Source organism: Sporocytophaga myxococcoides DSM 11118 (assembly GCF_000426725.1).
In the GTDB taxonomy this organism is placed as follows: domain Bacteria; phylum Bacteroidota; class Bacteroidia; order Cytophagales; family Cytophagaceae; genus Sporocytophaga; species Sporocytophaga myxococcoides.
In genome coordinates, this window is sequence record NZ_AUFX01000009.1 from 310,051 (window position 1) to 324,254 (window position 14,204).

At 38.4% G+C, this 14,204-nt stretch carries 5 protein-coding genes; 3 read left to right on the forward strand and 2 right to left on the reverse strand.

All coding sequences use genetic code 11. From position 1 onward, the window contains the following. Positions 1-105: 105 nt before the first annotated feature. A complete protein-coding gene (locus tag K350_RS0112090) occupies positions 106-6,603 on the forward strand; it encodes an FG-GAP-like repeat-containing protein (protein WP_028980139.1) in 6,498 nt (2,165 codons plus the stop codon). 274 nt (positions 6,604-6,877) lie between these two features. On the opposite strand, the gene K350_RS0112095 is transcribed toward K350_RS0112090, so the two are convergent. Beyond that, entirely contained in the window at positions 6,878-7,534 is a 657-nt protein-coding gene (locus K350_RS0112095; protein WP_028980140.1) for a hypothetical protein, read from the reverse strand. 606 nt (positions 7,535-8,140) lie between these two features. Here K350_RS0112095 and K350_RS28520 point away from each other — a divergent pair. Next, positions 8,141-10,747 carry a T9SS type A sorting domain-containing protein gene (locus tag K350_RS28520; RefSeq protein WP_081670981.1) on the forward strand — a complete coding sequence of 869 codons (2,607 nt, stop codon included), beginning with the start codon at positions 8,141-8,143 and terminating at the stop codon, positions 10,745-10,747. A gap of 94 nt (positions 10,748-10,841) precedes the next feature. Then, entirely contained in the window at positions 10,842-13,442 is a 2,601-nt protein-coding gene (locus K350_RS31120) for an NHL domain-containing protein (protein WP_051313084.1), read from the forward strand. 197 nt (positions 13,443-13,639) lie between these two features. On the opposite strand, the gene K350_RS0112115 is transcribed toward K350_RS31120, so the two are convergent. Further along, positions 13,640-14,185: an REP-associated tyrosine transposase gene (locus tag K350_RS0112115; protein ID WP_028980141.1), complete on the reverse strand. Its 546-nt coding sequence runs from the start codon at positions 14,183-14,185 to the stop codon at positions 13,640-13,642. Positions 14,186-14,204: the final 19 nt, after the last annotated feature.

A 14,204-nucleotide genomic window follows, 5' to 3' on the forward strand; every position in this document is an offset into this window, starting at 1 on the left:
ACCGCTTTTCTAATGACTCCTTCATTGGTGTCAATATTTTATCATACCATTACATGGACAATAATTAATAGCCTATAAAAATTTTCAATCAGACTAGAGAATAATATGCAATTAAAAAAAAAGAAACTTGCCTCAATAGCTACCGCTATCGGTATTGTTATTGGGGGCGTTACATATGTAGCAAATCCTTTCAGTAGTAATAATAAAAATCTTGGGAACGGCATCCAGGGATACTTTTCGGTAGACCTTAACGGAGCTGCACAATATTCGATCCCTATTGATGTGCCTCCCGGGACCAATGGAATGGAGCCCAAATTGTCTTTGCAGTATAGCAGTCAAATAGGCAATGGAATACTTGGAGTAGGCTTTGAACTGAGTGGCTTATCTGTCATAGAAAGGTCTGGCGCTACCGTGGCTCAGGATGGATTCAGAGGAGGTATTAATTATAATGAAGATGATCGTTTTGTGCTGGATGGTCAAAGATTAATGAACATTAACTCATCTCCGACGCATTACAGTAATGATAGCGCTGAATACAGGACAGAACAAGATAGCTGGTCTAAAATTGTTTCTTTTGGCGGTAGCTGCGGACAAGATCCATGTTCTTTTCTGGTCACTCTTAAAAACGGGACCAAAATGGAGTATGGAAATTCATTGGACTCCAGGATAGAGGCACAAGGACCAAACTTTAACTCTGATTCCATGCAGGGTTCTGTAAGAACCTGGTTACTAAATAAGATGACTGACCTGAATGGAAATCAGTTGCAGATTCAATACACACTTACTCCGCAAGACAGTTCAAACAATATTGTATCAAATGATGCAGCTTCCGGTCAATACTATCCAAATCTCATTTCTTATACAAGCAATGACAGCCTGGAAGCTCAAAGGTTTGTAAGGTTTTACTATGAAGGCAGAGCAGACACGGTAACAAATTATGAAGGAGGCGCAAAAGTAAGAACAAAAGCCAGGCTTCACCTTATTACAACCAGCATCCTAGATACTGAAGGTGATACAATTACCGTAAAATCATTTCAGTTGAACTACGAAAGCTCCCCTGTCACAGGATTCAGCCGCATAACGTCCGTTGTTGAGATTACCAATGAAGGCAATTATTTATCACCTACATTATTCTCATGGGCAGATGGTGCCTCTCAATTTACCAATGACAATTCCAATGCTGGCTTTGGACTATATCAGGATAACGCGAATGCTTATCTGGCAGATTTTAATGGAGATGGAATTACGGATCTTTTATCTGAAGAAATTGACAGCGTTTATTATGGAGGGAACGGAACCATCAACAATGGTGTATCAACAGGTATGATCCCTCAGGATAATATTCTTACCGGCGATTTTAATGGAGATGGGCTTGATGATGTATTCTCTTTAGGCGATCTGAATTCAGGAACTGTTTATCTTTCTTCTGCTACGCAAGTAAATAGTAAGTCTGTTTATGTTCAAAACCTGCAGACTAATTGTGTTTCCGGTTCGGACGGGCCTTGTGTTATGGTTGCTGATTTTAACGGAGATGGCATTACAGATCTTTTTTCCCAGAATGGTTACGATGGCTATATAAACCTTTTTAATAACAACGGAAATCTTGACACCGTCATTACTTTTCCCATACCACCTGCTAATAATAATATCATTGCGGATTTCAATGGGGACGGACAGGCGGATATTCTCAATGGTTCTACTTCAGGAACAAACAACCTATATCTATCTGATATTTCCAAAACGAATTCTTTCAATCAACCATTATCAATACCTGACTTTAATATTGTAACAGAATGTGTGACGTCTTGCAGCTATGCAGGAGATTATAATGGTGATGGTAAGGCGGATATATTCTCTTTCAATGGAAATGATTATAGCATCTACTATTCAAATGGAGCGGGTTTTGATGTTGCAGTGCCAATTACAAATGTTCCCGGAAGTCTTATCAGTTTCTGGCCAGGAGATTATAATGGTGACGGAAATATGGATTTATATACTACAGGAAACTCTTCATCTGATACTTTATATATTTCCAATGGAGCAGGCTTTAATAAAGTTCCACTTAATCAAAGTCTTCCCGGGAATACTGTTATTAATGGAGACTTTAATGGAGATGGGGCTGCAGATTTAATCTTTGTAGAGGCAAATCAAAGAACGATGTATCTGGCCTCTTCAGATCCTACCTATTCAGCCAGTAATCAAAAACCGGATTTATTAACAGCAATAAACAATGGTATAGGAAGTACGATAGTTGTGCAATACAAGCCATTAACAGATGGATCTGTTTACAGTAAATCAACTGTATCTACAGGTACTGGTATTCAGGATGGATTAAGCAGTTTTAATCGTTTTGCTTCAGCTCCATTATCCACTGTTCAAGCTCCTCTACAGCACATTCAGGATATTCAGTCCAGCATGTATGTTGTGAGTGGATATACCAAAAGTGATGGCCGAGGAAATATTTATCCATATTCTTATAATTACTCAAATGCTCAGGTAGACCTGGACAGAGGATGGCTGGGGTTTGCCTCTAAAGTTTATTCGGATAGCTCTCAGAATACAAGAACAAGCATTATTTATAATCAGGAGTTCCCCTTTACCTCTCAGGTGGATTCATTCATTCAACAGACTCTGGATAAATCTCAGCTGATGCTGAAAAGGTTTTATACCTATTCAGATAATGTTACTGCTTCTTATGGCAGTGTTTCGAATGCTTATCAGGTATTAAAAAGCTCAACTACAGAACAGCATTTTACCTATGGGGCATTTAACTATTCACTCCTTACAAATTATGCTTATGATGCTTACGGAAATGTTTTGAATACTGCTTATCTCGGAGATACAGATATCACTCCACCATTATATACGAAAACAACTTATATCAACGACACTACTCAATGGGTGCTCGGGATTACTTCTTCAACTCAGAAAAGCAGTAATTCCTCATTTTCAGATACACTTCTTCTTGAAAAAAGATATTATTCTCTCTCTAGCTATAATCCGGATTCTATTCAGTCTTGGGACAATCAGCAGAATCAATGGATAACTACCCGGAATTCTTATGACACCTATGGAAATGTAATTCAAAAGGTTAACACCAGTTACGATACAATAAGTTATCATTTTGATAATTACTACCATACATTCCTCAGTTCAACTATTTCACCTACAAACGAAAGAGGGTTCAAACTGGCCGACAGTGCTGTTTATGATGCTCGATTCGGAGCGTTGCTTCAGAAGTATGATAATAATGGAAATGTACTGATATATGAACTGGATGATATCGGAAGAACCATATCCATTACAGGTCCTGATATCACTGATCCGGGAGAGACTATTGTACTTTCTACCTTTAGCTGGGGATTGACTGCAGACAGCGGATATTATGCATTGAATGGAAGCATCCAGGATTGGGAATCTGAAACAATGCAATATACAGTGCAGTATTATGACGGACTTACACGAAGCTATTGTTCAAAAAGTTATGGTGTAAATGATAGGGACAGTTCCAGAATCAATAGAGTTGATTATGCTTTTGATAGTGAAAATAGAATTGTAGGACAAAGCCTTCCCTACTTTGATAATCCTACCGGGCAGGATACAGTTTTTTGGTCCAGCAATACTTATGATCCTTATGGGCGTGTTATAAGAAAAGTACTTCCGAAGGATTTTAATGATTCCACCGTAACAACCATCACATATAACGGATATGTCACCAATACTGTAGTGGCTTCAGGAACTGTCAATGCTTCTACTACAGTGGCAAATTATGCCTATGTTAATTCTCAATATCTGATAGTATCAAAAACAACACAAAATTCTGTTACGGGTAATCTCACAGATGTTACCACTTATCAGTATGATGGTATCGGAAGAATTACCGCTGTTGCTGATCCTGCAAAAATTACCAGCAACGTAACATTCAGTTCTTACAACAGAAAGATTAAGTCCTATGACCCAAGCATGGGAAATACATCCGCCATTTACAATGATTTTAACAGAACATTGCAAATAAAGGATAATGCGGGAAATAATATATTAAAAAGATTCGATGCTTTAGGCCGCATTATTTCTGATGTCAGAGGGGCAGCTGATTCTGTTAGCTACGAATATGATGATCCTTCTATACCAAATTCATTAGGCAAGCGAAGTAAAGTTATCAGGTATTCCGGTGATCAGGTGATCATGCACCGTTATACTTATAATGAATATGGTCAACAGGTAACGGACAGCCTTTTCGTAAATGGAATAGCATACCCGACGCAGTATGCAATCAATCCTCTTAATCAAATTACAACTGTTACCTTGCCCGATTCCACTGTTTTTTACAGAACATATGATACCTATGGAAATCTTCAGTCAGTCGCAGTATCAGAAAAGGCAGGCGTTTCAGCAGTTAATTATGCTCAATATTCCAATTATAATGCTCAGAACCTGCCAGGAAACGTATTGTATAATAACGGGACAGTTTCCACTTATACATATTATCCTGTAGGTAATGTTAATTCGTATAAGTTGACCAACGCAAATGGTGACTTGCTTAGTCAGAATTATAACTGGGACTATCAATATAGGATTGCAGCAATCAATGATTTGGATAGTTCTGCTTATATGCAGAGGTTTTCTTATGACTACTCAGGCAGACTGGATTCAGCTTTCAGCTTTTATGCCACGAATAGTTATAAGTATGACGTTTCCGGCAATCTGATTAAAAAGGATTCCATCCAGTATCAATACAATAACTTCCAGGTAAAAGGAGGCAGCAGTATTAGTAGTGGAGATGGAGTGGTTTCTTATATTTATGATCAGCTTGGAAACCGATCATCTAAAAGTATTGATTCGAATACAATTAAATATTCATATGATGCATTGAGCCAGCTTGATACATTAACCGTTAATGATACAGCAGCCATTACATTTGTATATGATTATGATGGAAGAAAAATTATTCAGAATGATCTCTCCAATGCAATCACCACTACATTTGTCTGTCCATACTATGAAGTGAATACATTTGGTGGTGGAACTGAATTCATTACTAAATATGTAAAAGGATTATTTGGCCAGGTGAGTTCTCTGACCTATGCGTCAAAAATAAGTGAGGCAGGAACAACCTCAAATAACAACGGCGTACCATCTTTAGACACACTGTATTTTCATCAGGACTATCTTGGCAATACCCATATCGTTACAGACCTGAGGGGCAACCGAAACAGCCGCATAGACTATGATCCTTATGGATCTATTGTAGGACTTCAAGGTGAAAATGATTATCGATATAAATTCGGTGAAAAAGAATACAATAGTGTTACTGATTTATATTATTATGAAGCACGTTTTTACGATCCTGCGATTGGTCGTTTCCTCACAGCAGACAGCTATGTAGGTGGAGAGTTTTATCAACCGGATGTATTCAATTGTTATGCCTATGGCCTGAATAACCCGGTTAATAATGTTGACCCTTCCGGTCACAAATCCTTCTCGAAAATAGCTTCCTTCTTTGTTGATGCAGGAGAAATATTTGCAGGCTTGTTATTGGAAATTGTTCCAGGAGCAGAGAATGTTGCCGGAGCAATCTTAGACGCTGGTATTGGAGGACTACAATATTCTATTACTACATCTTTCGGAAAAAATAAAAGCTTTAGCTGGAGTGAGTGGGGACAGCAGGAGGCATCTGGCGCTTTGATAGGTTTACTTTCCGATGGTGTCGGAGGAATCATTGATGAAATGGGAGGTGTAGAATCAACTGGCTGCTTTGTTAAAGGCACAAAAGTTTCCGGCGAGAAGGCTTTATTGAATATTGAAGATATCAAAACCGGTGATCTTGTATGGGCCTTTGATGACAAGACAGGCAAGAAAGAATTGAAAAAAGTGAATAAAACTTCTGTAAGAGAAGTTCATAAGCTTATAGCTCTGGAAGTAGGTAATAAGATTATCAAGGCAACTGAAGAGCACCCCTTCTGGTTGAAGAATAAGTGGGTAAAAGCTTCTGAGTTAAAGAAAGGCGATACGCTTATAACATATGACGGAAAGAAAGAGGTCATAAAAGGCAGCGTTATAGCTAATGGCTCATTTACCGTGTATAATTTGGAAGTGGATTCATTCCATGATTATTATATCACTGAAAGTAAATTTTTAGTTCATAACGGAATCTGCTCATCCCGTGGAGCAGCCCTGGAAGATGATGCAGCAGCAGCTCCGGTTGCGGCGCCGGTAGTTAGGGAGCTAGACAATTTTAATCCAAATGAATTTGATGATAATACAGGTTTTTCAGGAGTTTGCGATGTCGGTAATGGCGACATAAAATTAAGGCCAACCTCGCGAAATCCAGGTACTAATTTTACATTGGATAATGGAGATATCTATCCTGGGAGGGGCCATCTGGCAAGAAATGGTAGCCATATAACATTGGCTAATAGTATGGGAGGAACATTCAATAAAGTTGGATTCTCTATAGTGAAAGTAGACGATAACGCTTTTGAAGTTGGCTGGAGATCCAGAAGTTTAAATGATATGCTATATCCTGGTGGATTAACAGATGAGCAAATGAACACAGTCAGAGCAAATCTTGTTGCCAAATACGGAATTAATATTGTAAACTAAAGAAATTAACTTCACATTAAAGTCCCTCTCCTAAGGAGAAGGACTTTGATGTGCTTGTTATTAATTGAGTTTCCTTCTCCTTCAGAACATGGTCTTCAACTTAAAGACCTTTCTTTTTTCTTGTTGAGCTTGAGAAACATCTGAGGTTTCAAAAAGAATAAATCTCAAGCTATCTAGGAGATGACGATTGAATCGCGAATTATTTTGTGACTATCAGATCCTTCGCAGGACTCAGGATGACAAAGTAAAGATTGATAAAGTAACAGTATCCTTTTTACCATTCACTTAAAGGATAACAAGCATAGGGTTCAAATCCGGAAAAGCCTTTTACTAATTGAAGATTAACCCCGGAACTATTCCAATATCCTCCGCAAGTGGGGAGTAAATCAAAGGCCTCCTTATATTTTCCTGATTTAAAATATTCAATAGTTAATGTTAAATCAATCTCCGATCTTCTCCATTCATCTCCTATTTTATCACGAACTTCTTTAGCCAGATTAAATTCACCTTTGACTGCAAGCAGACCCGCTAGCTGCTCCCGATCGTATTCTGTATTTGCGATAGCTATTGCTTTTTCAAAATTGTTCTCTAATAGTGGTAAGTAATAAGGAATAATATCTTTGATTGACTTTAGTCCTGCAAAAATTTCCTGATTGGTTATCTTAGCTATTTCTTTTGAAATTTGTTCTTTTAAAAATCCAATATCCTTTTCGTAGTATCTATTATTGCGACCTTTCACCGCTCCATATAACGCTCTTAGTTCATTGAATATGGCTATGTGTCCCAATAACAAGGATACTTCCATGCATTCCGTCAATTCAATGACACCTACATCATCAACGCCCTCTTGATACAATTTGAGATTCTGTTTTAGCAAAGCAGGTATTATATTTGTTGGGTTGTTAATATCTGGAATATATGTAGATAACATCTTTTATAAATATATGCTGAGAAAATTGAGTTCAATCTAAATAAAAACGGTTGATCTTAAAAGGTTTTTCTCCAGGTTCTCAACAATCCTCTTTTACAGCGAATACTCGGGCACTACATATGATATTCAAATAGCTTTCGTATTTAATATTTTTATAAGTTTTCCTTTTCCAATCATTCTATCGTTCGATTCTATTTTATAAAAGTATATTCCCTGGTCCAGTTTAAGATTCTTCAATGTTATATTGAGATCCATGGAAGAAACTTTCACACCCACTTTATATTTTGTTTTCCTTGAAAATCAATCAACTTAAAACAACATCTTCTACTTTGTCCAAACCGTTTATTGAGAATGTCATATCTTCAAAACATTCACACAGAAATATGAGCAAGAGCAAGAAACCTTTTCTTTATCATATTTTAAAAATCTCTTACTCAAATTGTTGCTTATCTCTTTATGTAGTTACAAAGTTGACCAGATATATGAAGCATATACAAGGACCTTGCGTTCCTCAATTCAAAGTAATCTTTGGTAAATCCATCTGGACATTTCACCTTTTTACACGTAAATTCACTTACATTAATTCTTGCATTAATATTGAAAATTATGGCATATAGTAATTCTATTTTTAAGCTATCCCTCATTGCATTCATATTTAGCATTTTATCCTTGTCCAGTTATGGCCAGGAAGTTAGTACACTGGCTGGTAAGAGCAATGATGCAGACGGGCCAGCAGATCAGGCCAATTTTGCCTCACCAAATGGTGTAGTAGTAGACGCTCAGGGAAATCTTTTTGTAGCAGATATTGCAAATCATAAAATCAGAAAAATTACTCCTCAAGGAATTGTAAGTACTTTGGCTGGCTCCGGGTTTTCTGGTTATCTGGATGGAACAGGATCCGAAGCTATGTTCAATACCCCTTGGGGTCTGGCACTAGACAAAGATGGAAATATATTTGTAGCAGAATTTGGTGGCCGAAAAGTAAGAAAAGTAACACCCGAAGGTATAGTAACAACTGTGGCTAAAAGTCCTCCTGTTGGTGTGCAAACGTTTTATCAATCTACCGCATTGGTAGTAGATAATACAGGCAATATATATGTAGCAGACTATTCCTGGGTGACTAAAATTACTCCGGATGGAGTGGTTAGTAAATTAGCAGGTTCTGGTTCTGGTTTTAAGGATGGGCCAGGTGCTACGGCAAAGTTCAAAGAAATTACAGGCATAACAATCGGTGCTGACAACAATCTATATGTAGTAGATAATGGCAACAATAGAATCCGTAAAATCACAGCTCAAGGTGAAGTAAGTACCTATGCTGGTTCTACTGCAGGAATAGAGAATGGAAATATAAGTGTTGCTACTTTTAGCAGACCTTATGGTATCACCATCGATAAGGAGGGCAACATGTTTGTAAGCGAAGAAACCAGTTTTTCGATTCGTAAAATTTCAACAACCGGAGAAGTAAGTACACATGCCGGTAACGGAGGCTTTGGATCACAAGATGGTCCTGCTGCCAGTGCCTCTTTTTATTATCCTCATGGTATTGCTGCAGATAGTTCCGGCAATGTCTATGTTGCTGATTTAAGCAATAAAAAGATACGTAAAATTTCTTCGGAAGGAATAGTAAGTACTGTAGCGGGAGTAGGCCAGGCTAATAATAATGCAGTAGTAGATGGACAGGGTTTAATGGCTAGGTTCACTATGCCAGCAGGAGTAGTAACTGATGCAATGGGCAATGTATATGTAGCAGAAACAGGCAGAGTTCGTAAAATTACCCCTGCGGGTAAAGTAACCACCCTGGCAGGATCAGGAAATATGGGGCATTCAGATGGTATTGGGACTAATGCTACATTGGGCAGATTGACAGGTATAGCACTCGATGCAACTGGGAATGTATTTGTTTCAGATATACAATATCATTTCATACGCAAGATTACTCCTGAAGGAGTCGTTAGCACTTTTGCAGGCAACTATTCTGGTTATACAGATGGCAATGGAATCGATGCCCGTTTCGACAACCCATCCGCCCTGGCATTCGATGCTGCTGGCAATCTTTTTGTTACAGACCAGAGGAATTACTGCATACGTAAAATTACACCAAACGGAGACGCTTCTACATTTGCCGGAATTGATACAGCAGGTTATAAGGATGGGAATGGAACCAATGCTCGCTTTGGAGAAATTACCGGTATTGCTATTGACAAGGATGGAAACATATTTGTGGCCGACAAAGGTAATAACTGCATTCGAAAAATTAGTCCGCAAGGAGATGTCACTACCTTTGCAGGTTCACGTGTCCAGGGTTCCGCCAATGGCATTGGCATTAAGGCTTCTTTTTATTCACCTTACGGTATTTGCATAGACGCTTCCGGCAATTTATACGTGACCCAGGTAGGACCCGAGGTAGGAACTGAAAGTACTCTAATTCGAAAAATAACTCCATCTGCAGTTGTAACTACATTGGCAGGTACAGGACAAAGGGGAAATATAGATGGTCCCAGTGCTTCAGCCCGCTTTAACTATCCTAGCGGAATTGCTGTAGACACCAATTATAATATCTATATAGCAGATCAATACAATAATTTGATCAGGAAAATCTTTTTGCCTAATGAAATCCAGGTCATGCATGCAGATACAAATTTGGTTTCTGGCTTGGCACAGATAGATTTTGGGACAGTAAAAATTGGAAACTCCAGTACTGCATTTTCTTTCAATATTGAAAATGAAGCCAGTGCTTTAAAGCCTGTTGCTTTGCTTGGAAAGCCTATCGTTAAGGTAAGTAGCAACGATTTCATTGTAGACCTTAGTAATACTTATTCTCCAGTTGAAGTAGGCTTTCCTGCTGAATTTACCATAACGTTTAAACCAAGCACCGTTGGTACGAAAACAGCAACAGTGACCATTATAAACAACGATTTGAATGAAAGTGTATATACTTTCGAAATCAAAGGTCTTGCCACTCCTTTTGTAGATGGCATTGAATCATCCAGTTATTCATCGGTGAGTTGTTATCCAAATCCGGCAAGTTCAAGGGTAATTATAGAAAGCCCGGCGGAAATGTTGCTGGAAGTGTATTCTTCTGAAGGTAATAAGGTCATCGAACAAATGGTAGAGCGAGGAGAAAATAGTGTGAACATTGAAGCTCTTTCGAGAGGCTTATACTTATTCAATTTGCCATCAATAGGTCATAATATAAAGGTGATAAAAGATTAATTCTACCACCACAATTGATTTTAATAATAATTTCAAAATTTCACCCTAATCAAAAAGATTACCAACATTATCAGATAGTATCCAAATACAATTTATGAGACATAATTCCATTTTTAAATTATCCATCATTGTTTACATTCTTGGCTTCTTATCCACTTCCGGCTATGGTCAGGTGGTGAGCACTCTGGCCGGTTTGAGTCTTGATGCTGACGGTCCGGCAGCAATGTCCGGGTTTTCTTCACCTAATGGCGTCGCAATAGATTCTAAGGGAAATGTATATGTTGCAGAGGCAGACAATAACAAAATCCGTAAAATATCTGCACAAGGTATTGTAAGTACTTTTGCCGGAGATGGTGGTTGGGGAAAGCAGGATGGAGAAGGTAAGAATGCACGTTTTATGTATCCATGGGGAATTGCAATAGATACTGAAGATAATGTATATGTATCCGAATTAGGTGGACACAGGGTACGCAAAATAACACCGGATGGCGTAGTGAGTACTTTAGCAGGAAATGGAGATGCCGGTAGCTTAGATGGAACAGGTACCGAAGCGAGATTTATTGCTCCAAGCAGTCTGGTGGTGGATGGCACAGGTACGGTGTATGTTGCAGATACTCGGAATAATAAGATTCGCAAAATAACTCCAGAAGGTGTAGTGAGCACATTAGCAGGTAAAAACACTTCCGGATTTGCTGATGGTGCTGGCGCTGATGCTATGTTCAGCAACCCATCCGGGATAGCAATAGATGCCAATGGAAATTTATTTGTAGCGGATTATTATAATGATAAAATCCGAAAAATAACGCCCGATGGTACAGTAAGTACCTTTGCAGGATCAACAGACGGACGAACTAATGGAGATTTGAGTGTAGCAAAGTTCAGTAACCCATATGGCATTGCCATAGATGCAGAAGGCAATATGTATATAGGTGAAGAGGGCAATAATGTTATTCGTAAAATTTCAAAAGAAGGTATTGTTAGTACATATGCAGGCACGGGTGGCATAGGAGATAAAGATGGCAATGCCACTAGTGCTAATTTTTATAATCCTCATGGTATTGCTGTTGATGCTGCCGGGAATGTCTATGTTGCTGATATTAGAAATCATAAAATCAGAAAAGTAACACAACAAGGAATAGTAAGTACAATAGGAGGTATTGGTTATGCCAGATCAGTAGATGGTACTGTTCCCAATGTTCGATTTAAAAGCCCTACTGGTGTGACAATAAATGAGCAGGGTATTATTTATATAGCTGACGAGATCAAGATCCGTAAGCTGACTCCTGCCGGAGTGGCTACCACCCTTGCCGGTTCTGATAAATATGGCAGTTCAGATGGCACAGGAGCGGAAGCAACCTTTAATGATATAAAAGGTATTACAATTGATGCCATTGGAAATCTATTTGTTACTGATGATCATAAAATAAGAAAAATTACTCCTGAAGGTATTGTTACCACCTTTGCCGGATCAGATACTGAGGGATTTGTCGATGGCAATGGCACTGATGCTCTTTTTGACAATCCATTTGGATTGACTATTGATGCGAAGGGTAATCTTTATGTTGCTGACCAATACAATAACAGTATTCGTAAAATTACACCCAATGGAGATGTAAGCACATTTGCAGGTGCCAAGCAAGGGGGCTACAAAGATGGCAAGGGCTTGGATGCTCGCTTTTCATCACCTCATGGTATAGGTATAGATAAAAACGGTAACCTCTATGTGGCAGATAAAAGCAACCATAGGATACGTAAAATTAATCCTGAGGGGGAAGTCTCTACATTAGCAGGTTCTATGTTTCAGGAATCCTGGGATGGTACAGGTGCCTCTGCAGCATTTAGTTCAGCAGTTGGTATTTGTGTAGATAGTTCAGACAATGTGTATGTAACTCAGACTGGAACTGCAAATTTTAAAATCAGAAAAGTAACGCCCTCGGGAGTTGTAACCACCCTGGCGGGAAAAGGAATCCCAGGCTCACTAAATGGTCCCGCAGCTTCTGTCAGTTTTAATAATCCTGTCGGAATTACGATCGATGCCAATTACAATCTATACGTAGCAGATCAATACAATTTTCAGATACGTAAAATTTCTCTGCCTAATGATATAAAGGTATTGTATGCAGATAATGAAGTAGAATCACCAGTAGATTTTGGCACTGTAAAACCTGGTAAAACTAGTCCAGCTTTTACCTTCAGTATCGAGAACGGAACCGCTGCCTTGAAGCCCCTGTTTTTATCGGGCAAACCTTTGATTACCGTAAGCAGCAATGACTTTATTATAGACCTGAGCAATACTTCCTCTTCAGTTGGCTTTGGCGATTCTACTGAATTTTCAATAACCTTTAAACCAAGTACACTTGGCTTGAAAACAGCAACAGTGACAATACCAAACAACAATTTGGACGGAATTGACTTTACATTTGAAATCAAAGGATTTTCCGCTCCATTTGTAGATGGCATTAGCTCATCCAGCTCTTCATTGGTAAGTTGTTATCCGAATCCGGCAAGTACCAGGGTAATTATAGAAAGCCCAGTGGAAATGTTGCTGGAAGTATATTCATCTGACGGAAATAAACTGATGGAGCAAATGATGGAAAGAGGTGAAAATAGTGTGAACATTGAAACTCTTTCAAGAGGCTTATACTTATTCAAAATGCCATTAATAGGAAAGAGTATAAAGGTGATAAAAAACTAAATAGGGAGGATTAGAATCTTCAAGTTAATGCCATGTGGCGCGCGTTTTCGAATGGCGTGCCACATGGCATTTTAATTTATATTAATCAAATGTCCTTGTTTTCGCAGAGGATTTCCAAGAATGGCGATTGTATCGCCAGTCATCAATAGTCCTCGTTTGCAACGAGGATTTCCGAGAATGGCGATTGTATCGCCATCTCAAATAACACTCACCTTTACCAGCCCCTTTCTTCCTGCATAATCCCTGGCGCTGCTGTGTAAATAATATTCCGGATTCTCCACCAGTCCAGCGCGAACTGGATTATTATGTATGTAATTTATCTTTTCCATTATATCAATACTGGCTAGTTCAATAGCATGATTGCTATCCATCCATATTTTATAATTTTCAGCTCGTCTAGTTCTCTTTGCTTCAAAAGAAAACTTATCTTTCAACCATTCAGATCTGCTCTCATTAATAGAATCCATAGTTGTAATAAACTTCTTTGATGTATATTTCTTAAAATCTCTGAGAAACGAAGACATATCCCCTGGTGGCGAAGCTTTTAATGCCAAATGTATATGATTACTCATTATCACCCAAGCATAAATTGTAACATGCTTTTCCCTGGAACAATAATTTAAAGAATCAACAATGATATCACGGTAGTCTTTTCTGGTAAATAAATCTATCCATTTTATTACTGTACAGGTAATAAAATAAGGAACATGTTGATCAGAAATGATGTATCTGTCTCCTGCCATAGCTGTAAAAAAATTAGTT

What these genes read in the sequence shown, in the direction of transcription:
- K350_RS0112090 (WP_028980139.1), top strand. Translation starts at nt 106, where the DNA reads ATGCAATTAAAAAAAAAGAAACTTGCCTCAATAGCTACCGCTATCGGT.
- K350_RS0112095 (WP_028980140.1), bottom strand. Translation starts at nt 7,534, where the DNA reads ATGTTATCTACATATATTCCAGATATTAACAACCCAACAAATATAATA.
- K350_RS28520 (WP_081670981.1), top strand. Translation starts at nt 8,141, where the DNA reads ATGGCATATAGTAATTCTATTTTTAAGCTATCCCTCATTGCATTCATA.
- K350_RS31120 (WP_051313084.1), top strand. Translation starts at nt 10,842, where the DNA reads ATGAGACATAATTCCATTTTTAAATTATCCATCATTGTTTACATTCTT.
- K350_RS0112115 (WP_028980141.1), bottom strand. Translation starts at nt 14,185, where the DNA reads ATGGCAGGAGACAGATACATCATTTCTGATCAACATGTTCCTTATTTT.